Origin of the sequence: Povalibacter uvarum, from assembly GCF_014202975.1 — a bacterium.
GTDB classification, from domain to species: domain Bacteria; phylum Pseudomonadota; class Gammaproteobacteria; order Steroidobacterales; family Steroidobacteraceae; genus Steroidobacter; species Steroidobacter uvarum.
In genome coordinates this window covers 510,921-531,800 of the sequence record NZ_JACHHZ010000003.1, presented here as the reverse complement: position 1 = coordinate 531,800, position 20,880 = coordinate 510,921, and the positions used below count along the sequence as shown (strand labels likewise).

Annotated in this window: 18 protein-coding genes; 9 read left to right on the top strand and 9 right to left on the bottom strand. The window is 62.3% G+C overall.

The features are described 5' to 3' along the window. Positions 1–32 precede the first annotated feature (32 nt). The 3 genes from HNQ60_RS13625 to HNQ60_RS13615 form a co-directional block, all read right to left on the bottom strand. Positions 33–1,832: a CocE/NonD family hydrolase gene (locus HNQ60_RS13625; RefSeq protein WP_221304194.1), complete on the bottom strand. Its 1,800-nt coding sequence runs from the start codon at positions 1,830–1,832 to the stop codon at positions 33–35. Positions 1,833–2,086: 254 nt separating this feature from the next. Then, positions 2,087–3,286, bottom strand: coding sequence for a hypothetical protein (locus HNQ60_RS13620; RefSeq protein WP_184332647.1), 1,200 nt, complete (start codon positions 3,284–3,286; stop codon positions 2,087–2,089). Positions 3,287–3,387: 101 nt separating this feature from the next. Further along, positions 3,388–4,299 (bottom strand): AraC family transcriptional regulator, encoded by a 912-nt coding sequence (locus HNQ60_RS13615; RefSeq protein WP_184332645.1) that lies wholly within the window; start codon positions 4,297–4,299, stop codon positions 3,388–3,390. Between the two features lie 162 nt (positions 4,300–4,461). Between HNQ60_RS13615 and HNQ60_RS13610 the strand changes: the two genes are divergently transcribed. The 6 genes from HNQ60_RS13610 (at position 4,462) to HNQ60_RS13590 (ending at position 10,222) form a co-directional block, all read left to right on the top strand. Further along, positions 4,462–5,229, top strand: coding sequence for an SDR family oxidoreductase (locus HNQ60_RS13610; RefSeq protein WP_184332643.1), 768 nt, complete (start codon positions 4,462–4,464; stop codon positions 5,227–5,229). Positions 5,230–5,400: 171 nt separating this feature from the next. Next, positions 5,401–7,641 carry a catalase/peroxidase HPI gene (katG, locus tag HNQ60_RS13605; protein ID WP_184332641.1) on the top strand — a complete coding sequence of 747 codons (2,241 nt, stop codon included), beginning with the start codon at positions 5,401–5,403 and terminating at the stop codon, positions 7,639–7,641. Positions 7,642–8,793: 1,152 nt separating this feature from the next. Beyond that, positions 8,794–9,177, top strand: coding sequence for a hypothetical protein (locus HNQ60_RS13600; RefSeq protein WP_184332639.1), 384 nt, complete (start codon positions 8,794–8,796; stop codon positions 9,175–9,177). Positions 9,178–9,180: 3 nt separating this feature from the next. Further along, positions 9,181–9,705, top strand: coding sequence for a hypothetical protein (locus tag HNQ60_RS13595; RefSeq protein ID WP_184332637.1), 525 nt, complete (start codon positions 9,181–9,183; stop codon positions 9,703–9,705). 43 nt (positions 9,706–9,748) lie between these two features. Next, a complete protein-coding gene (locus HNQ60_RS27905; RefSeq protein WP_281382741.1) occupies positions 9,749–9,883 on the top strand; it encodes a hypothetical protein in 135 nt (44 codons plus the stop codon). 123 nt (positions 9,884–10,006) lie between these two features. Continuing rightward, positions 10,007–10,222 (top strand): CsbD family protein, encoded by a 216-nt coding sequence (locus tag HNQ60_RS13590; RefSeq protein WP_184332635.1) that lies wholly within the window; start codon positions 10,007–10,009, stop codon positions 10,220–10,222. A 4-nt stretch (positions 10,223–10,226) separates the two neighbouring features. On the opposite strand, the gene HNQ60_RS13585 is transcribed toward HNQ60_RS13590, so the two are convergent. Both HNQ60_RS13585 and fdhD read right to left on the bottom strand, forming a co-directional pair. Continuing rightward, positions 10,227–12,476 (bottom strand): FdhF/YdeP family oxidoreductase, encoded by a 2,250-nt coding sequence (locus HNQ60_RS13585; protein ID WP_184332633.1) that lies wholly within the window; start codon positions 12,474–12,476, stop codon positions 10,227–10,229. Then, positions 12,473–13,324, bottom strand: coding sequence for a formate dehydrogenase accessory sulfurtransferase FdhD (gene fdhD / locus HNQ60_RS13580; RefSeq protein WP_184332631.1), 852 nt, complete (start codon positions 13,322–13,324; stop codon positions 12,473–12,475). Before fdhD ends, HNQ60_RS13585 begins: the two co-directional genes overlap by 4 nt. A gap of 129 nt (positions 13,325–13,453) precedes the next feature. Here fdhD and gfa point away from each other — a divergent pair, with 129 nt between their 5' ends. Then, entirely contained in the window at positions 13,454–14,029 is a 576-nt protein-coding gene (gfa, locus tag HNQ60_RS13575) for an S-(hydroxymethyl)glutathione synthase (protein ID WP_184332629.1), read from the top strand. Positions 14,030–14,050: 21 nt separating this feature from the next. Here the strand turns inward: gfa and HNQ60_RS13570 are convergent, their stop codons facing one another. Beyond that, positions 14,051–14,320 carry a hypothetical protein gene (locus tag HNQ60_RS13570; RefSeq protein WP_184332627.1) on the bottom strand — a complete coding sequence of 90 codons (270 nt, stop codon included), beginning with the start codon at positions 14,318–14,320 and terminating at the stop codon, positions 14,051–14,053. Between the two features lie 149 nt (positions 14,321–14,469). Between HNQ60_RS13570 and yghU the strand changes: the two genes are divergently transcribed. After that, the gene (yghU, locus tag HNQ60_RS13565) at positions 14,470–15,351 is read left to right on the top strand and encodes a glutathione-dependent disulfide-bond oxidoreductase (protein WP_184332625.1); all 882 of its coding nucleotides are present in this window, start codon (positions 14,470–14,472) and stop codon (positions 15,349–15,351) included. A 15-nt stretch (positions 15,352–15,366) separates the two neighbouring features. Here yghU and HNQ60_RS13560 read toward each other — a convergent pair whose 3' ends face one another. The 3 genes from HNQ60_RS13560 to ggt form a co-directional block, all read right to left on the bottom strand. Next, complete coding sequence (locus tag HNQ60_RS13560; protein ID WP_184332623.1) at positions 15,367–16,302, bottom strand: DUF4861 family protein; 936 nt, start codon at positions 16,300–16,302, stop codon at positions 15,367–15,369. 77 nt (positions 16,303–16,379) lie between these two features. Continuing rightward, positions 16,380–17,393, bottom strand: a complete 1,014-nt coding sequence (locus HNQ60_RS13555; protein WP_184332621.1) for a TerC family protein — start codon at positions 17,391–17,393, stop codon at positions 16,380–16,382. A gap of 597 nt (positions 17,394–17,990) precedes the next feature. Beyond that, positions 17,991–19,664, bottom strand: coding sequence for a gamma-glutamyltransferase (ggt, locus tag HNQ60_RS13550; protein WP_184332619.1), 1,674 nt, complete (start codon positions 19,662–19,664; stop codon positions 17,991–17,993). 152 nt (positions 19,665–19,816) lie between these two features. Between ggt and HNQ60_RS13545 the strand changes: the two genes are divergently transcribed. After that, on the top strand, positions 19,817–20,872 hold the full coding sequence (locus HNQ60_RS13545) for an energy transducer TonB (RefSeq protein WP_184332617.1): 1,056 nt from the start codon (positions 19,817–19,819) through the stop codon (positions 20,870–20,872). Positions 20,873–20,880 lie beyond the last annotated feature (8 nt).

Here is a 20,880-nt window from a genome sequence, read left to right as displayed (position 1 = left end):
GCAAGCCGCGATGCGGCCCGCGGATTCTACCGCTATCCGCGCTGCACGATGGGCAGCACGACGTGCGACGGACGATCACCATCCATGTAGACCGTGTTCGTCGCCACCCGCGTCGTCTTCGACTGTCCCTCCGGATCGCCCGTGTTGGGGTTCGCGTCGAAGTGAGGGAAATTGCTCGACGAGATGTCGAGGCGGATCCGATGGCCCGCCTTGAACAGGTTCGATGTCGCGAACGCTTCGATCTTGACCTGGTACACCTTGCCGGCCTGCATCAACCGCGGACGGTCCCACGCATCGCGATAGCGACAGCGGAGAATGCCGTCCGTCAGATTCATCGCGAATCCCTGCGGATAGTCTTCGCTCGGCGGATAGACGTCGATCAGCTTGATTGTGAAGTCCGTGTCGGGACAATCCGACGCGATCCAGAGCACGGCTTCGATCACGCCGGTGACCTCGACATCGCCGGCAAGCGGCTCGGTTTGAAACACGAGCACATCCGGGCGCTCAGCCAGCGGCCGATAGGGCGGACGCGAGCCGAAGAATTCCGGCGCCTCCTTCTGGTCGAATGCGCCGCCGACCATCACAGGCTGCCCCGAGGTCACCGTACCGCCGATCGTCGGCACAGGCGTGCGCGGATCGTAGCGATATGTCCTCGGTGCACCGTCGACCGGTTTGGAAGGCGCGAGTCCACCGTCGGAGCGCAAGTAGAACAGTGTGTTCTTCGCTCGCCCAAGCGGCCATGCTGCTTCGTCGCGCCAGCGTCCGCCGTGCTCGAGCCTGCCCTGCGCATTCTTGCGGCCGCTGCCACCGCCCATGATGAACAATCGAATCTCGGCTTCCTTGTCGACCCCGTTCGCAACGCCTTTGAGGTACTTGTCGAACCAGCGCAACTTGAACGCCACGTAGTCCTCGCCGGTGCCTCGCGAGAACGCAGCGTCCGGTCCGAAATCGACATCACCTGCGAAAGTCTCTTCACGATTGCCGTGAGTCCAGGGCCCGAGCACGAGTCGCGCGGGTCCGCGCCGATGCGCCCTCAATCCCTCGTAGTTCTCCATCACCGTTCGCGGATACGGGTCATACCAGGACGAGAGCATCATTGTGGCCGCATGGGGGAATCGATCGTAGTAGCCCTTCGCGTAGATTCCGGGCTGCTGCCAGTAAGCGTCGAATGTGCCGTGCTCCCACTGATCGAAGACGTAGTCCTCGTATTCAGGCACCGCGCTCAATGGCGAGTTGCCACGCGACCACGGCATGCGCGCGAACCACGCCTTGATGTCGACAGCTTTGAGCGCAGCCAGCTTCGCGGCATCGACCCGAACCTCCGGTGACTCCAGCGCCTGGTTGAAAGCCCACGTGGCCTGCTTCAGCTCATAGGCGCCGCCCTGCCGGATGCCGCCCTGATAGGCATTCGAGAAGCCGCCGGAATCCATGAACATCGCCACGACGCCCGGCGCACCTGCACTCGCAAGTGCCGCCTGCGTATGCGCAGCGTAGGACAAGCCCATCGTTCCGATGCGGCCGTTCGACCAGCGTTGCTTCACGATCCAGCTGCAGCAATCGAAACCGTCAGCGCCGTCGCTCAGGTATTTGACGTACGCCCCTTCTGACTTTCCCCGCCCCCGACAGTCCTGATAGATGACTGCGTAGCCATGGCTCGCATACGCACGTGCGATCTCTGTACTCGCGTGTCGCAAACTCGCCTGGGACTTTCCATAGGGAGTCCGCTCGAGAATGACGGGCACTGGACGATCGACTCCCGTGGGCCGATAGACGTCGGTCGCCAGCCGCACACCGTCGCGCATTGCGATCATGATGTCCCGATCGACGGTCACGTCATGTGAGCCGCGTGGCAACTCCGCACGTGAGATGGATGGAAGCGCGAGAGCGGCCGCGAACCGCAGGAAGCGGAGGCACAGCTCACGCCGATCTATCGTTCCCGAATCACTCGCTGCAACCACGGCGGGCCTCCGGACGGAGCCATCGTTGCGGGCAATCCTATCGCGAGTCCGGCGTGGCGGCATCCATGCGAGAAAGAGCGCTGAGACCGGGCAGACGCGCTGCCCGGCCTACTTGCTACAGAAAAAGATCAGAGCACGCACTTGCCAACCGGAACAAGCGCTTCTGACGGCGTAGCGACGTCGTAGTTGAACGTGCCGACGTTCTTCACACGCAGGTTGAGCAACATGCCATTGACCGGTGCCGGCAGATCCGCTGGCACAGTACCCGCCGAATGAAACCTGGCCGTGACCGAATCATTCACAACCAGTTCGCCCGCGTCATAGACGGACAGGTCGGCGTTCCGGATCAGCGGTGTGCGTGTCCTGAACGAATACCACCCGCTCATGCAGCCACCGCTGCCCCACACGGGAGCCCAGTCGACCTTCAGATTGCCGTTGACCGAGCGCTCCATCGTCCAGGCCGCATAGTCGATGATCATGCGAGTGCGGTAGCGATCGAACGCAAAGGCCTGCGTCCATTGGCCAAAGCCCGTCTCGCTCTGCTCCCCAGCCATTGTGCCGCCCAGGAACTGAATCTCCCAGTCGTCTCTCATGCCGGACTCGATCTGGCTACGTGTTTCGCGCACGCGAACGTTGTTCGCGACTGGCTTGTACGTGACGACCGTGGCCGGACGTCCGTCGGGAAACTCGATCACTCTCTGATAGTCCGAGTAGCCGTCGACCGTATAAGCCGCCGTTATGACGGCCGCGATGCCCGACGGGTACGCATCGTAAGTAGGAATATCACCGCGCAAGGACAGGCAGTACTTCGTCTGCGAACTGTCGATCTGGTCGGGCATCTCGCTGCGGCGCCGCTCGACGAACCAGTCGGTGTCGTCACCGAGGCGAATCGACGTGAGTCTCTGCGGACGGAAGTTGTCCGTCGGCAAGCCGAGTGTCATTGGACCGTCGAAAGTACGGACGCGCCCATACTGAGTCAGCACGCAGTCGTTCCACTGCAACTTCAATGCACGGGGCGACGTGCTCGTCAGGCGCGCTTTGACCGAGCCAGAGATGCTGCAGTTGATCGTCACGCCTGCTGGTGCAGCCAACAGGGCTTCAGGCGTCGTTGCGGCCCTCACCACGCGGAGCGCGAGATCAGCGAAGTCCAGAGCTACCCCGGAGAAAGCGGCGTGCAGACCCTCAACCTGATTGGCGGTGAAGATGCCGGCCGAGACCGCGGACGCCGCTTTCTGTTCGGTATCGAGCACCAGGAATTCGGCGGTGGCAGTCGCCGACACAACGGCAAGCACTGCCCCGGCCAGAGCGCGGGGATAGAAACCCTTCATCGAATCCTCCCGAGATATTGTTAACTCGTCTCTTCGTTGAGACGTTGGATGTTAGATAGACGACGTGACTGTAGCTTTGCAGTGAAACAGTCGCAATGCCATCACGGCGCGCCCCGAATCTCCGCAATATCACGCATCGGCGGCGCGCCGAACATGCGCGCGTACTCGCGACTGAACTGCGAAGGGCTTTCGTAGCCCACGCGATACGCTGTGGTCGCAGCATCGATGTTCTCGGAAAGCAGAATCTGGCGAGCCTCGGTGAGGCGCAATCGCTTCTGATACTGCAGCGGACTCATCGCCGTGACGGCCTTGAAGTGCTGATGGAACGACGATGGGCTCATGTTCGCCATTGCGGCCAGTTCCTCCACTCGCATCGGCGTGGCGAGATGCGTTTTGATCCTGCGCAGGATCTGCCCGATCTTGTGAGTGTTGCTGCCCGCAATCGCCATCTGAGCGATCACCGATCCGTATTCGCCGCTCAGCAGACGATAGTGAAGCTCGCGCAACATCATCGGCGCGAGCATCGGAACATCCTTCGGCGTGTCCAGCAGCCGCGCGAGCCGGAGCACAGCCTCCTGCGTTACGCCATCGAGCTCCCCAACGAACAGGCCGCGCTCAGTATCGCCACGTGTCCACGACGCATCGCCTGATTGCGCGATCAGTTCGCCGATCTGGCGCGGATCGATTGCGATTTGCAGACAAAGATAGGGCCGCTCCGCGCTTGCTTCGACGACCTGGCCGAGCAGCGGCAGATCCACTGAGACGGCAAGGAACTGCGGCGGCGCATATCGATAGATCTCTTCCTCGAGCAGCACCTGCTTCGCGCCCTGCACGATGACGCAGATCGACGGCTGATAGACCGACGGCAATTTGAGGTTCGGCTCGGAGAGCCGGATGCAGGACATCCCCTTTACCGCCGTGGCGTGAATGCCGTCGCCGGTGGAGTATCTGGCGATGAGCGCCGCGAGCTCGCGCAGCCGCTCAGCCTCTATCGTGTTGATTTCAAGTGCCATTTCGAACCGACCATACACGCAGGCCTGCGCCGCCACAACCGCCGGATTCCGTGCTTTGCAGGAATAGGCAATCACCCCGGAGGTCTGGGTATCCAATCCGAAGGACCCTGAAACGAGACTGTCTCCCGTCGCCACACTCTTCAAACCAACGGGAGAAAGCTCATGTCGAACATCAATATCAACGCTGCGAACTCCGCCGTGAATCGCGTCGTGCTCATCACGGGCGCGAGCAGCGGGATCGGCGAAGCCACCGCTCGCGTACTCGCCGACAACGGCGCGATCGTCGTCCTCGGAGCACGCCGCACCGAGCGGCTGGCGAAAATCGCCTCGGAGATCCGTGCACACGGCGGCATCGCTGAGTACAGAAGCCTCGATGTCACCAGCAAGGAGGACGTGAAGGCCTTCGTGGCCTTCACGAAGGAAAAGTTCGGTCGCATCGACGTCATGTTCAACAACGCCGGCGTCATGCCCGTGTCACCGATGAACGCGCTCAAGACGGATGAATGGGACCGCATAGTCGACGTCAATATCAAAGGCGTGCTGAATGGCATCGCCGCCGCCCTTCCTGTCATGGAAGCGCAGGGCAGCGGTCACATCATCAACACGGCCTCCACGGGTGCGCATGCAGTCGGCGCACAGTTCGGCGTCTATTGCGCGAGCAAGTACGCGGTTCGTGCAATCACCGAAGGACTGCGCCAGGAAATGGACACGATTCGCGTCACGCTGCTTTCCCCAGGCGTGACCGAGTCGGAGCTGGGCTCGGACATCACCGTCGAGAGCACCGCCACTTCCGTCAAGCAACTGCGCAGCGTTGCCCTGAGTGCCGATGCGATCGCTCGCGCAGTGCTCTACGCGATCTCCCAGCCCGCCGACGTGGACGTCAGCGAGATGATCATCCGCTCCGTCCGCAGTGCCGGCCACGCGTTCTGAGATGGCGGACGGCACTTCTCCGGCCAGCAGGCTAGCTGGCTACCGGCTAGCCCGCTTCCATTGCGGCTTCCACAGATAGGGATCGTCTATCGGCCCACTAAGAATAATCGACTTCACCCGCGGTCCGACCGCGCGTACCGTCACCTCACCTTATCAAGCCGGAGATGAGCCATGGCAGCCGAACCCAAGTGTCCGTTCAAGCACAGCGGCGGGACGACGAACCGGGACTGGTGGCCCAATCAGCTGCGGCTCGATCTGCTGCATCAGCATTCCGCGAAGTCGAATCCGATGGGCGAGACCTTCGACTACGCGAATGAATTCCGGAGCCTCGATTTCGCGGCGCTGAAGAAGGACATCGCCGCGCTGATGACCGACTCCCAGGAATGGTGGCCCGCGGATTTCGGTCACTACGGACCTCTTTTCATCCGCATGGCCTGGCACAGCGCGGGCACCTACCGCACCGGTGACGGGCGCGGTGGCGGCGGTCGTGGCCAGCAACGTTTCGCGCCGCTCAACAGCTGGCCGGACAATGTCAGTCTCGACAAGGCGCGACGTCTGCTGTGGCCGATCAAGCAGAAATACGGTCGCGCAATTTCGTGGGCCGATCTCATGATCCTCACCGGCAACGTCGCGCTCGAAACGATGGGTTTCAAGACGTTCGGTTTCGGCGGCGGACGCGAGGATGTGTGGGAACCCGACCTGGACGTGTACTGGGGTCGTGAGACGACGTGGCTCGGCGGCGATCTGCGCTACGCACACGGCTCGCCGGGCGTCGTGGAGGGACACGGTGTCCTCGTATCGGACGACGATGCGGATGGCGATGTGCACACACGCCGGCTCGAGAATCCGCTTGCCGCCGTTCAGATGGGCCTGATCTACGTGAATCCGGAAGGCCCCGATGGCAATCCCGATCCGCTGCTCGCCGCGAAGGACATCCGCGATACGTTCGGCCGCATGGCGATGAACGATGAGGAGACCGTCGCGCTGATCGCAGGCGGTCACACTTTCGGCAAGACTCACGGCGCTGCCGCAGCCACGAATGTCGGGGTCGAACCCGAAGCTGACGATCTGGAATCCCAGGGCTTCGGCTGGCGCAACCAGTTCGGCTCGGGCAAGGGCGCGGACACGATCACCAGCGGCCTCGAGGTCACGTGGACGACCACGCCGACCAAATGGAGCAACAACTTCTTCTGGAATCTGTTCGGCTACGAGTATGAGCTGACGAAGAGTCCCGCCGGCGCGCATCAGTGGGTTGCCAAGGGCGCGGGCGCAACGATTCCGCATGCGTTCGACAAATCGAAGAAGCTGCTGCCGACGATGCTCACGACCGACCTGTCGCTGCGCTTCGATCCCGAATACGAAAAGATCTCGCGGCGGTTCATGGAGAACCCGGACCAGTTCGCCGATGCATTCGCGCGCGCCTGGTTCAAGCTGACCCATCGCGACATGGGACCGAGAGCCCGCTATCTCGGACCGGAAGTGCCCGCCGAAGAACTGATCTGGCAGGACCCGATTCCCAAGGCGAGCCATCCACTGATCGACGCGAGTGACATTGCTCCGCTCAAAGAAAAGATCCTGGCGTCGGGCCTGACCGTCTCGCAGCTCGTTTCGACTGCGTGGGCGTCGGCATCGACGTATCGCGGCTCCGACAAGCGCGGTGGCGCCAACGGAGCACGCATCCGACACGCGCCTCAGAAGGACTGGCAGGCGAATCAGCCGGCTCAGCTCTCGAAGGTCTTGCAGACGCTCGAAGGCATTCAGGCCGACTTCAACAAGTCAGTGACTGGCGGCAAAAAAGTTTCGCTCGCCGATCTCATCGTGCTTGCAGGCAATGCCGGCATCGAACAGGCCGCGAAGAATGCCGGCGTGAACGTGACGGTGCCCTTCTCTCCCGGGCGCATGGACGCATCGCAGGAGCAGACGGACGTGGAGTCGTTCTCGGTGCTCGAACCGGTCGCGGACGGCTTCCGCAACTATCAGAAGGCACGTTACGTGGTACCCCCCGAAGCGTTGCTCATCGACAAGGCTCAGCTGCTGACGCTGACTGCACCGGAGCTGACGGTACTGATCGGTGGGCTGCGCGTGCTGAACACGAATGTCGGCCAGTCGAAGCACGGGGTTTTCACGAAGCGCCCCGAGACACTCACGAACGACTTCTTCGTGAACCTGCTCGACATGGGTACGCAGTGGAAGGCGGCGTCGGACGCGAAGGATGTGTTCGAAGGCCGTGACCGCAAGACGGGCACGGTGAAGTGGACCGGCACGCGCGTCGATCTCGTCTTCGGATCGAATTCGCAACTGCGCGCACTGGCCGAGGTGTACGGGAGCGCGGACGCGCAGCAGAAGTTCGCCGAAGACTTCGTGGCTGCGTGGAGCAAGGTGATGAATCTGGATCGGTTCGACCTGCGATGACTTCTTAGCTCAGGCGCCTCGACGCTTGCGGGCGATGCTCGCGATCTCCTCAAACACGGAGCTTGCGGGCACGGGCCCGCAAGCGGGTTATCTCGACGCGAAGGTGCTCGTTCTCGTTTTCCACCGTCGATAGCTTTCGCCAGAGCCCGACAACAGCAAGCAGGGCGGCAATGAGGGCTGCCGTGAGGATCATTCTCGATCCTGCTCATTCCCGAGTCGCGCAAGGCGCGGGGGTGATCGCCACCGCCGATGAAGCGTCATCGACTGGAAGCTCGAATGAACGGATCGCGCACTGATTGCTCCGGCGCTGAGAAGGGCGGATTGCCCGCATGGATCTTGCACATTTGCGTACTCGCTGGGGTAGTGCAGCCGCCTGAAGAGGCTCAGTGCCGAATGCCGTAAAAACTCGACAGCAGTGGTGTCGGCTTGGGTTCGGAGCGATTCGGTTTACTGGATCAGCGCGAACCGGACGGACGCCCGGGGCCGACGGAATAAAGAGAAAGGTTGCGAGCCGCACCGACTATACACCCCGACGCCCGTCGTGTCCGATGAGTTTCGACGCCGTGCATGAACCCTCATATTGCCGACACGCACAGCGGATCACCGGCGTCGCCGTATCTATTTTCGACTCAAGAGCGCACACTCGACCCATCTGTCCCGTCAGCCGCAGCACGTTCGATCGTTCTGCAGACGAGGCGCATATCGCGACTGCCCACGTCCAGGACAATCGCGATTCCATCCACATCCCGCCGCCTCGGCGAAGGAAACTTTCTGAAGACCATGCAACGGGCGCGTGCCTGCGCACTCGCGACTCTGCTGATTGCGGCGAGCGGAGTGTTCGACGGGAACGCCCTTGGTGCCGAGACAGTTGCAATGCCGGACAACGCCCGCCCAAGCCGCTCAGGAGGATGGGAATGCGAGCGTGGTTATGCACGCGAGGGCGACGCGTGCATGCTCATTTCGATTCCGCCGCACGCGTATCTCGACCCTAGCGGCCATCGCTGGAGATGCGAGCGCGGTTATCGATCTGAGAACGACCGGTGCGCTGCCATTGTGGTTCCAGCCAATGGCTACATGGACGACGATACTCGTAACGGTTGGCGATGCGCGCGCGGGTATCGAGAAGCCGCGGACAAATGCGTTCGCATCTCCATGCCTCAGAACGCGTACAGCAATGAATCCACATACGGCAAGGGATGGAGCTGTGATCGCGGCTATCGCGAAACCCCGGATGCATGCATCAGGGTGAACACTCCCGCCAACGGATTCCTCACATACCGCGGCGATGACTGGCAGTGCGACAGAGGCTTCAAGCGGTCCGGTGACGAATGCGTGCCGGTGACGATCCCCGCGGGCGCATATCTCGACTCGGCGGGCACCGGCTGGAAATGCGAGCGCGGGATGCGCGTCAAGGGAGCCTCCTGCATCGCGTTGGAGCTTCCCCAGAATGCACACATCGATCACTCCGGGCACGACTGGGCCTGCGATGAAGGCTTTCGCAAAGGATCCGCGGGATGCGAGCCCGCGAAGGACTGAGTCATGAGCGCAGCAGCAGCCGTCTCGGGTCGACAATCCCACACGTATTTTCCTGCTCGTCGCATGAGTCGTTGCCTCGAGGTGCCCGTGCTCGTCAGCCTTGTGCGCCTGCACGATCGGCGCAGCGAACACGACCGTTTCGTTTGCGACAGCGGCGCCTGGAATGTCCTGCTGGACGTGGCAGTGTCATTCGGCTGGAAGCAGCGCGGCACCACCTATCTTCCGAGCGGATTCTCGACGGCCAGCATGAGCGCCATCTCCCGCATGACGCGACACGACTATCGACCGGGGGATGCTCGCGATCCGAAGTGCGTCGACAACATCGATGCGATTGCGTGGGCGGCCGCACTGAGTACCGGCAGCCTGTCCTCGCATCTTCCTGGGATGATCACAGCAACACACAGCGTTGACGCCGGCAGGCAGCCAGAGTCGCGAATTGCCAGCACAGCATTCGCCACGGTCATGAAGGACTTCACGCAGTATGCATTCGGCGGAGCGTTCGCATTCTCGCGAGCCGAACAGCGCTGACGAAAGTATCGCCTGCACTCTTACATCAATCATGGGAGCATTCGTGCCTCGACCGCCCAATTACCGACAGGACAAGAAGCGTCGCGAAGAAGCGCAGAAGCGGCGCAACGAAGAAGAGCAGCTACGCAAGGCCGAGCGCAAGAACAAGGACCGGTCCGGCGAGCCCACTTCCAGCTGAGCGTTTCCCGCATTCCGTTCATTGCGGGCGAAAGACTTCAACGCCTCGTGCGCGCTTCAGGTACTCTCCGCGGCCGGCATCGATCCCCGACTCCTCGTGGACTGCCCGCCACCGGAGATCGGCATGAACTGGACACTCGCAGAGAATCATTGGCCGCAGTTCAAGGGGCGCGTTCGGGCGCGATGGATCAAGCTCGAGGACGAGCAGCTTTCCGCCATCGCGGGCAAGCGAGCCGAGCTGCTGAAGGTACTGCAGAGCACCTACGGCATCAGCCGCTCCGATGCTGAGCGGGAGATTCGCGCATTCGAAGCACGCAATCGCGACTATCGGCCCAAGTAGTCCGTCACCCGACCCTGACGACTTCCACCGGCGTCGACTTGTACGCCGGCGTGCGGCTCTGCGGATCGAAGTCTTCCAGCGCGACGAGCACGCTCGCCTCGGGAAAATAGGCAGCACAGGATCCCCTGGCGATGGGGTACGCGACCGCATGGAATCCAGTTGCAACTCTGTTGGCGGCCCGCACCGTAACAGCTTCTCCGGTCTCAATCCCCCGCGCCCGCATGTCCTCTTCATTCATGAACACGACATCGCGGCGGCCCTTGATGCCGCGGTAGCGATCGTTCAACCCGTAGATCGTCGTGTTGTACTGATCGTGTGATCTGATCGTCGTCAGCACCAGCGGCAGCGTATCCGCCGCGCGTCGCGTTGTGGTCCGAAGTTTGAACCGCGCCTTGCCCGACTGCGTCTTCCATGTCCGTGTCGCAGCGGCATTGGGCAGATGGAAACCGCCCGGTATCCGAATGCGCTCGTTGTAGTTCTCGAAGCCGGGAACGATCTTCTCGACGAGATCGCGAACGCGATCGTAGTTCTGCACGAGACCATCCCAATCCACTTTGCTGTTCGGCAACGTCGCTGCTGCCAGCATCCCAACGATCGCCGGTTCGGAACGCACTTCCGGCGACGGCGGTGCCTTGAATCCATGCGACGCATGCACCATCGACATCGAATCCTCGACGGTCACGCTCTGCACACCGGTCTCCTGGACGTCCAGGTCGGACCGCGCGAGCGCGGGAAGAATCAGCGCATCGCCGCGATGAAGCAGGTGACTGCGATTGAGTTTCGTGTGAATGCCGACGTAGAGCGCGAGCTTGCTCATCCCTTCCGCGGTCGCCACCGGGTCCGGCGCAGCGACTGCCATGTTGCCGCCGAGAGCGACCAGCACCCGCACCCTTCCATCCCGCATTGCCTCGATGCACTCCACGACGGAATAGCCTTCCGTTCGCGGCGGCGAGAAACCGAATGTCGCCTCGATGCGATCGAGAAAATCCGCGGGAGGACGTTCGTTGATGCCCATCGTGCGGTCGCCCTGCACGTTGCTGTGTCCGCGCACCGGACAGATCCCGGCACCGGGGCGACCGATGTTCCCGCGCAGAAGCAGCAGATTGGCGATCTGCTGCACATTCTCCGTTCCGTGAGCGTGCTGCGTGATTCCCATGCCGTAGGCGACGATGGTCGATGGGGCGCGGGCGTACTGCCTGGCTGCCGCTTCCAGCTCTGCTCGGGTCACTCCTGTTCGCTCGACAATCTCGTCCCACGACAGCGCATCGAGTTGCCCCGTCAACTCATCGAACCCTGTCGTGTGCGCATCGATGAACTCGCGATCGATGATCGGGGCATCAGCGGCGGAGCGGCCGCGCTCCCATTCCAGCAGCAGCTTCATCAGTCCCTGCAGCGCCAGCGCATCGCTGCCGACGCGCAACTGCAAGTATTGAGTCGCGAGCTCAGTGCCTTCGCCAGTCAGCATCTCGACCGCGCTGTGCGGCGCGACGAATCGCTCCAGCCCGCGTTCCCGAAGCGGATTGAAGACCAGGAGCGGCACGCCTCTCTTCCGCGCTGCCCGCAACGTCGTCAGCATGCGCGGGTGATTCGTGCCGGGGTTGTGACCGAAACTCAGGATGAGATCGGTGCAATCGAAATCGGCGAGCTGGACAGTGCCCTTGCCGACACCGATCGATTGCGGCAATCCAACGCTCGATGCCTCGTGGCACAAGTTCGAACAGTCCGGCATGTTGTTCGTGCCGTACTCCCGTGCGAACAACTGATACAGGAACGCAGCTTCGTTGCTGGTTCTTCCTGAGGTATAGAACGCGGCAGCATCCGGCGTACTCAGTGCACGCAGATGCAACGCTACGAGCTCCGCGGCATCCGCCCACGAGACAGGCACATAGCGATCGCTCGCGGCGTCGTACTTGAGCGGATGCGTCAGGCGTCCTTGCGACTCCAGCCAATGATCGGACTGTGCAAGCAGCGTCGTGACTGTGTGAGCCGCGAAGAACTCCGGCCCGACGGTCCGCGAGGTCGTCTCCCACGCAACCGCCTTCGCGCCGTTCTCGCAGAATTCAAACGACGATGTGTGCTTCGGATCGGGCCATGCGCACCCGGGACAATCGAATCCCGATGGTTGGTTGGCCTTCAGCAACGCACGACTACTCGTCGCGGGTGCGCCCTGCTCGCGAACGACAGCCGCAGTCGCTGCAAGCGCATCCCAACCGCCAGCAGCCCGATCGTAGCGCTCGATGCTCTTGTCGCTCATACGGCCTCCTGCATCTGAGGCACGTATTGTTCGAGCCGCTGCGGATGCGTGTAGACATTGAAGCTCGACGCCCGCAGGAAACCGATGAGCGTGATGCCAACCTGTTCGGCAAGCTGCACGGCAAGGCTGGAAGGCGCGCCGATGGCAACGATGACCGGCACTTGTACCGCCGCTGCCTTCTGCACCAGCTCGAAGCCGGCACGGCCGCTCAAAGCGAAGAGCGTGCGGCTCGGCTGCCAATCTGTCGCAGTGAGCGTGCCGATCACTTTGTCGACCGCGTTGTGACGACCGACGTCCTCGTGCATGGTCAGCAGATCACCGCCCAGGTCGAACGCCGCGACAGCATGCAATCCGCCGGTCAGGTCGAAAACCTGCTGCGCTGCACGCAGGCGCTGCGGAATGCCGTAGAGGAACGAGGTCGGAATCGGCGGCGCCAGGCATTCGATCGAAACTACCGGGTCGAGTGTCGACACTGCCTCGAGCGATGTTTTCCCACACAACCCGCAACTTGCGGAGCTTGCGAAGTTGCGCGCGACGCTCTTCAGCCGCGGCTCCACGCCCTCACGCAGTTCCACCTTGATCACATTGGATCGCTGGCCGCAGGGATGAATTGTCTTCACCTGCGATGCGTCACGAAGGATCCGCTCCGCGATCAGAAACCCCAGCGCAAGCTCCCGATCGGCGCCCGGGGTCCGCATCGTCACCGTCACGGCCTCCTCGCGGCCTTGCGAGACGATCCGGATCTCCAGCGGCTCCTCGATCACCAGGGTTTCGGCGCGCAACTGTGCGCGATCCCGATTCACGTGACACGCCGCGTGCGGACGTGTCGATGCGGCTGATGGGCTCATGATGCAATGCTCACCGACGGGCACAGCGAATATCTTGAACCCAAACGCCTGCCATATCTACGTACTCCCGCCGACTGCGATTCAGGCTGGAATGCGCGCGTTCCGATCCAAATACGGGAGGGGCATCCGATGGCCATTTCACTGCATCCATCGATCGACAACGGCGTCCAGGCGGGCTCGAAGGACTTTGCCGGCGGCACACTGACCTGCAAGTGCGCGAGCGCGCCGGTTACAGTCGCGCTGAAGGGCAACGTCGCTTTCAATCACGCATGCGGCTGCACCAAATGCTGGAAGCCGGAAGGCGCGAAGTTTTCGATCGTCGCCGTCATCTCGCGCGACAACCTGAAAGTCACGGCGAACGAGAACAAGCTGAAGATCGTGGATCCCGCTGCAGTCATTCAACGCCATGCCTGCACGGGCTGCGGCGTGCATCTGTTCGGCCGCATCGAGAACAAGGGACATCCGTTCCACGGACTCGACTTCGTCCATGTCGAGCTGTCGAAGGATCGCGGATGGGCAGCGCCTGAGTTCGCGGCGTTCGTCTCCTCCATCATCGAAGGCGGCGGCGCCAGACCGGAGGAAATGACGGCGGTTCGCGATCGCCTGAAGGCGATCGGCCTGCAGCCTTACGACTGCCTCTCTCCTGCATTGATGGACCTGATCGCCACGCACACGGCGAAACAGAAAGGCGTGCTGGCGGCCTGATTGCCGCGTGTCATGACTTGCCTACGGCGGCGTCGGCTGCACCACACAACCGCCGACGCCGCAGATGATGATCGCCCTGCCATCGAGGGTGAGCGCCATCGCCGCCGGGTGGTCTGTCGTGTAGACACCGTTCGGATTGTCGGTGAGGACGATCGGCGGGCCGATCTCCGCAAGCAACCGATATTGCGTGCCGAAGGGAGGCAACGTCGTCGCGGTATTCACATCATAAGTGCGCAAGTGACCCGTGGGCGTTCCCTGGTTGAGATCGCCCTGATGGAGATTTCGCTGCAATGCAGCGCCGATGAGATTTGGCTTCAGCGGGACCCCGCAGGATCGTCAAAGTGAAATCCCGCGTTCAAACGGCGGCGAGGAACATTGGCGACCCGCTCGCATTGCATCCGTGTCACGCTCCCGGTCGCTCCCCGTGCCACAGGAACCTCATGACCGACTCCTCGACTTACACCCCACCCGAGGTCTGGAAGTGGGAGAAAGAGAACGGCGGCGAGTTCGCCAGCATCAACCGGCCGATTGCCGGACCGACGCACGAGAAAGACCTGCCCATCGGGAAGCATCCGCTTCAGCTCTACTCGCTCGCGACGCCGAACGGCGTCAAGGTCACAGTGATGCTCGAAGAGCTGCTCGCTCTGGGGCACAGCGGCGCCGAGTACGACGCCTGGCCGATCCGCATCAACAAGGGCGAGCAGTTCGGCAGCGGATTCGTCGCGGTGAATCCGAACTCGAAGATCCCTGCGCTGATGGATCGCAGCGGCCCCAGGCCGATCCGGATATTCGAATCCGGAGCAATCCTGCTCTACCTCGCGGAGAAATTCGGCGCGTTCCTGCCCGCTGACACCGCACAGCGCGCTGAATGTCTCTCCTGGTTCTTCTGGCAGGTAGGCGCGGCGCCATTCCTGGGCGGCGGCTTCGGACACTTCTATATGTATGCGCCGAGCAAGATGGAGTACCCCATCGATCGCTACACCATGGAAGCGAAGCGTCAGCTCGACGTGCTCAACCGGCGGCTCGCGGAATCACGGTATCTGGCGGGTGACGAGTACACGCTCGCCGACATCATCACCTGGCCGTGGTACGGCCCTCTCGCCAAGGGGCAGATCTACGGAAATTCGGGCACGTTCTTGAGCGTGCACGAGTACCCGCACGTGCGACGCTGGGCTGACGAAATCGGCGCGCGACCCGCCGTGAAGCGCGGACGCATGGTGAATCGCTTCAACGGCGATCCCGCGAACCAGCTCCACGAACGTCACGACGCGAGTGATTTCGAGACGAAGACGCAGGACAGGCTCGCGGCGCCGGGGCGCTGAAGATCACTCACAAAATCAGCGCAGGGTCTCGAAATCCGGCTGTTGCTCCCGCACGTATTTCTCCCAGCTCGCGCGATCGTGGAAGTCGAGACCTTTGTCCCACGTCGCCCCCATGTAGTAAACGAAGGGCTCCGTGGGCCGGACATTGATCAGCACCAGATAGTTGTCCGCATCCTGCCGCACTTCCACGAGCACCTTGGGATCGACCATGATGGCGATACCCATCGTTCCTTTCACGGGATCCGACGGTTCCCAGTAGGACACTCTGCCCGGCGCGAGATCTTTCACGAAGACACCCGTGCCGTTGGGATCCTTTCGCTTTGTGATGCCGATGCCTATGACCAGCGGATCAGCATTGTCGGACTTGATCGTCGAGACCATGCGCGTGAAGTTCGTGCCCATCGGCAGCGTGAACGTCCGACGCTCGGACACCTTGCGATTCACGTCCACCGGCCACGGCTCGTACGTCACCTCGAACGATGCGACGTCCGGACCGTTCCTGATGACTTTCCAGTGCTTCCAGTTGCGCGAGACCCAGAGCTTGTTGTCGTGCCACACACCGAGTCCGCCGGCGCCGCGGCTGGTTCCGACATCGTAGAAATCCATTCCCTCGCCGTGATAGTCGTGCTGCTTGCCGCTGCGCAGCTGCCGATGCATGAACGGCCATCGCACATGTTTGCCCCATGCATCGATGCCTGAACCGGAGGGAGGCTCGTACGCCTCCAGCGGATGGCCATAGATGCGGTGAGCAGTGCGATCGTTCTCCCACAGAATGTCGTCGTAGCGATCATGCGCGATCGTCACGTTGGCCCGGGGCTCTCGTTCGTTCGCGTCGGGTTGCGTGACCGGCTGAACGATCGGCGGCATCACCGGCGCCGTCTGCGCCCAGGCCATGAGCGCCGGCATCGCAACCAGGAGACCCGCTGTAACGCGCCGGATGTACGTCCGCATGTAGACCTCGCTCCCGGTATCCGTCCTTCGACCTTCTCAGGCCGGCAGAGGATATCAGGTGAGGCCAGCGACGCGGTCTACTCGCGTTTGTCGCCCGCTTCGCGCTTCCGTGCAAACGGGTAAGCACCCCGATGCGCCGATCCCTTCGGAGGAATCAGCAACGAAAGGATCATCGTCGCGGCGAGGATGCCGAGTGTCGCGCCGAGCGACCACACCACCGGGATTTTGTAGACATCGATCAGCAGCATCTTCGTACCGATGAGCAGCAGCACGAGCGCGAGACCATACGACAGCAAGTGGAAGCGTTCGTGCATGCCAGCCAGCAGGAAATACATCGCACGCAGGCCGAGGATGGCGAAGACGTTCGACGTCAGCACGATGAACGTATCGGTCGTGATGGCGAAGATCGCGGGAATGGAATCGACCGCGAAGATGACATCGACGATGCCGATCAGGATCACCACGACAGCCAGCGGCGTCGCCATGCGCACGCCCTCGACGACAGTCGTCAGCCTCTCACCGTCGTAGTTCGGCGCGATCCGCATGTGCCTGCGAATCCATTTCAATGCCGGATTCGATTCGAGGTCGGGCTCCTGGCCCGCGGCCCACCACATCTTGATGCCCGTGAACACCAGGAATGCGCCGAAGACATAGAGTGTCCAATGGAACCGGCTGATCGCCCAGGCGCCGACGAAAATCATGATCGCGCGCAGGACCAGCGCACCGAGGATGCCGATCATGAGCACGCGCTTCTGATAGTCGGCGGGCACGGCGAAATAGGTGAACAACATCAGGAACACGAAGATGTTGTCGACCGCCAGCGCCTTCTCGACGAGATAGCCGGTGATGAACTCGAGCGACTTGTCGTTGGCGACTGCCCGCAATGCGGGATCGGGATTCATCCCGCCGAGATGCCACCACATCCAGCCGACGAAGATGAAGCTCACGGCCACCCAGATGAGCGACCAGATCGCCGCTTCCCTGATCGTGACCTGGTGAGCGCCCTGCTTGCGCAAGGCAAAGAAATCGACGAGCAGCGCAACGAAAACGAAGGTCGCGAACAGCGACCACATGAGGGGTGTCCCCGTCATACGGACCTCGAACGGCAATGAGGCTGCGGCGAACCAGCCTGCGGTTACATTTGCCCTTCGCGGTCTTGCCCATCGTGCTTACGTTGCACGACGCGGTGCCGGGACCCCCTTCACACGCCGTGAACGAAGATCCGTACTGACGACACTCGCAGAGCCTGTGCGGCCCGGACTACTCCCCAAGGAGAGGCGCGAGGATTAAAGCAGGCCGGCCGCGGCACCGTCAACGCCGGCGGTACCGATCGACCGGAGACGCCGTCACAGAAATGAGCGTGAGATGGACCGCGCTGTCGCGACAGACCCTCGACGGCGTGCCGGAGAAGAGATCGCCGGGGCAGGCGATCTTAAGGAGCAACGGATTGAGGGCGGGGCCAGTAAGGAGACAGGGAGCGCGATGGGTGGCCGATCAAGCAGGGAGTGACCAATAGCTGGTCTTGCAGGAAGGACCAGTGAGAGGGCACGGAAATGCCCGCAGACAGAGCGAGGAAGTTACCCCATGGAGGATGGGGACATAGGACGAAGAACAACGGCAGGGATCAGGAAACGCCGGCGCACAGACCGGTCCAAGCCTTCAAGGGCACGCCGCCTTTCCCGGTCGCATCACTGCATTGCGCGAACGACGACGCCGACCCCGCGACCGCGCGGGTCTGCTGCGACTTCGATCTTCGATCCGTCGACCCGGATCGCCTGGATGTCGCCCATCTCCCATCCCTGATCCTCGAGCGTGTAGCCCATCGCCTTGAGCTCTTCAGCCACGCGACCGGTCAACGCAGCGAACGAGTCGAAGTAGATCGTGTCCTTCGGCAACAGCTGATGATGGACACGCTGTGCCGCGACGGCCTGCGTCAGCGGCAGGGCGTAGTCATGGATATTGTTGAGCACCTGAAAGACCGAGGTGAAGATCCGCGAACCGCCCGGCGATCCGAGCACGAGCGTCACGCGGCCATCACGCGTCACGATCGTCGGTGTCATCGACGAGAGCATGCGCTTGCCAGGCTCGATCGCATTCGCATCGCCGCCGACGACTCCGAAGGCATTGCTCACGCCGGGCTTTGCACTGAAGTCGTCCATCTCGTCGTTCATCAGGAATCCCGCGTCTTCGACGACGACGCCGCTGCCGTAGTCCCAGTTCAATGTGAACGTATTGCTCACCGCGTTGCCGGCCGCGTCGACGATCGAGAAATGGGTCGTCTGGTGCGACTCGAGCCCCGGGCGGACCGACGCGGTCGGTGAAATCGCTTTCGGGTTGACCTCGGCGGCCCGCTGCGCAAGGTAAGCCGGCGCGATGAGCTTCTCGACGGGCGCATTCGTGAACGCCGGATCACCCAGGTAGTCCGCGCGATCCGCGAATACCCGCTTCTCGATCTCGGCGAGCAGGTGGATGTAGCGGGCAGAATTCAGCTCAACGCCCTTGAAGTCGCTCGCCCGCATCTCCTTGATGCCAAGCAGCTGCACGAGGGCAACGCCTCCGGAACTCGGCAGCGGCGCGGTGTGGACGACATTGCCGCGCCATTCGAAGCGCAGCGGCTCCCGCCAGACAACACGGTAGTCGCGAAGGTCCTGCGCTGTGATCAGGCCGCCATCGCGCTGCATCTGCGCGACGAGCAGCTGCGACGTGCGGCCCTCGTAGAAATCCTTCGGTCCGTCCGTGGCGATTCGCTGAAGCGTCCGCGCCAGTTCAGGCTGACGAAAAATCCCGCCGCTCTTCATCGCGCCGAAGTAGCGACGGAAGTTCGTCTTGCTGTCGAACATCGCCAGCGCATCCTGGCGGTACTGATAGGTCTTCTCGTGAACTTTGTAGCCCGACGTCGCGTAGCCGATCGCCGGCGCCACGAGCTGAGCCCAAGGCCGCTTGCCGAAGCGCCGATGCACTTCCCACAGACCGAGCACCGTGCCCGGCACACCGCTGGCCTTCGCACCGATGAGGCTCAGGTTCTCGATCACCTTACCTTTCTCATTCAGGTACATGTCCCGCGAAGCCGCTCGCGGAGCCGTCTCCCGGTAGTCGACGAAGTACGACTTGCCATCGACATACAGCGTCATGAATCCGCCGCCGCCGATGTTGCCGGCTTCCGGATAGGTGACAGCAAGCGTGAAGGCTGTCGCGACCGCCGCATCGACAGCGTTGCCGCCCTTCTCGAGAACTTCAGCGGCAACTCGGGCACCGTACTCGTCTGGCGAGGCGACGGCGCCGTACTCCTTTGCGGTAGCCGGCAGAGAAGCAGCCAGCGCGGCACACAGAAGAAGAATTCGGAAGAACAGGGACAGAGGCATGGAATCTCCTACCACCGCATTCGTATCCTTCGCGCAATCGGTGTCGCACGGCGCACATGGTAGCGACTTGGGAGGCGGCCCTGCTACGCTCGGATCGTACGGCAGCCGCTGAATCAGCACACAACACAGCTAGTGCCGGCACGGAGGAGACTATGTCCACGCGAGTTGCGAGCGGCGCCATTGCGGTGCTGCTGGCCGGGGTGACCGGCGCACAGACGACACCCCCCGCTCTCGCGCCGGAGCCCAGTGCGAAAGCGGATGCGTCAGTGCCGGTGGAGGTCTTCAAGGCCCCACTGAGGAAGCGGGTCGACGCACCCGCCTACCCGCTGGGCGAGCGCAAGCAGGGTCGTGACGGCTGGGTGAATCTCAACTTCATGATCGATCCCCAGGGCAAGCCTTACGAGATCATGGTCACGGACTCGACCGGCAACAAGGCGCTCGAGCAAGCCGCGGTCGAAGCCGCCAGAGACTGGGAATTCGAACCCGCGACGCTGGACGGTGTGCCGATCGATGCCGGCCAGAACATGAAGGTCAACTTCGTCCTGACCGGAGAGAGCGGCGCCAACTCTGCTTTCGTGTCTGCTTACAAGAAGTTCGTGGCTGCCACGAAAGCGAACGATCGGGCGAAGGCCGATGCGGCGCTGGCCCGAATGCGCGTGCAGAATCTCTACGAGGATGCGTTCTTCAATCTCGCTCAATTCGAGTACGCCCGCCAGTGGGGGACGAAACCGCAGCAACTCGCAGCAATCAAACGCGCCATCGCCGAGGAGCGCAATGCCGACTATCTCCCGAAGTCGGCGTTCCTCGCCGGCCTCGAGATACTTCTGGGGCTGCAGATCGACACCAACGACTTCGCTGGCGCAATGAACACATACGACAAATTGCGCAATCTCGCGGAGCCGCAGACACTGGCGAAGTACGAGAACCTCATCGGCCAGATCACAAACCTGCGCTCGGAGTCCAGCCCTTACGCCGTGACCGGCGACTTTGGCGATTCGACCTCCTGGTACTTCCTGCTGTTCCGCAAGCGCTTCCAGATCAATCTTGCGAGCGGCCGCATCGCGGAGATCAAGCTTCGATGCGACAAGCGCTACGTGTTCTTCAAGTACGATCCTGAAGTGATGTACACGATCGCCGACAAGTATGGCTCATGCAGCATGGAGCTCGTCGGCGAGCCGGGCACGCAGTTCAAGCTGATTCAGTCCTAGCGATCGCA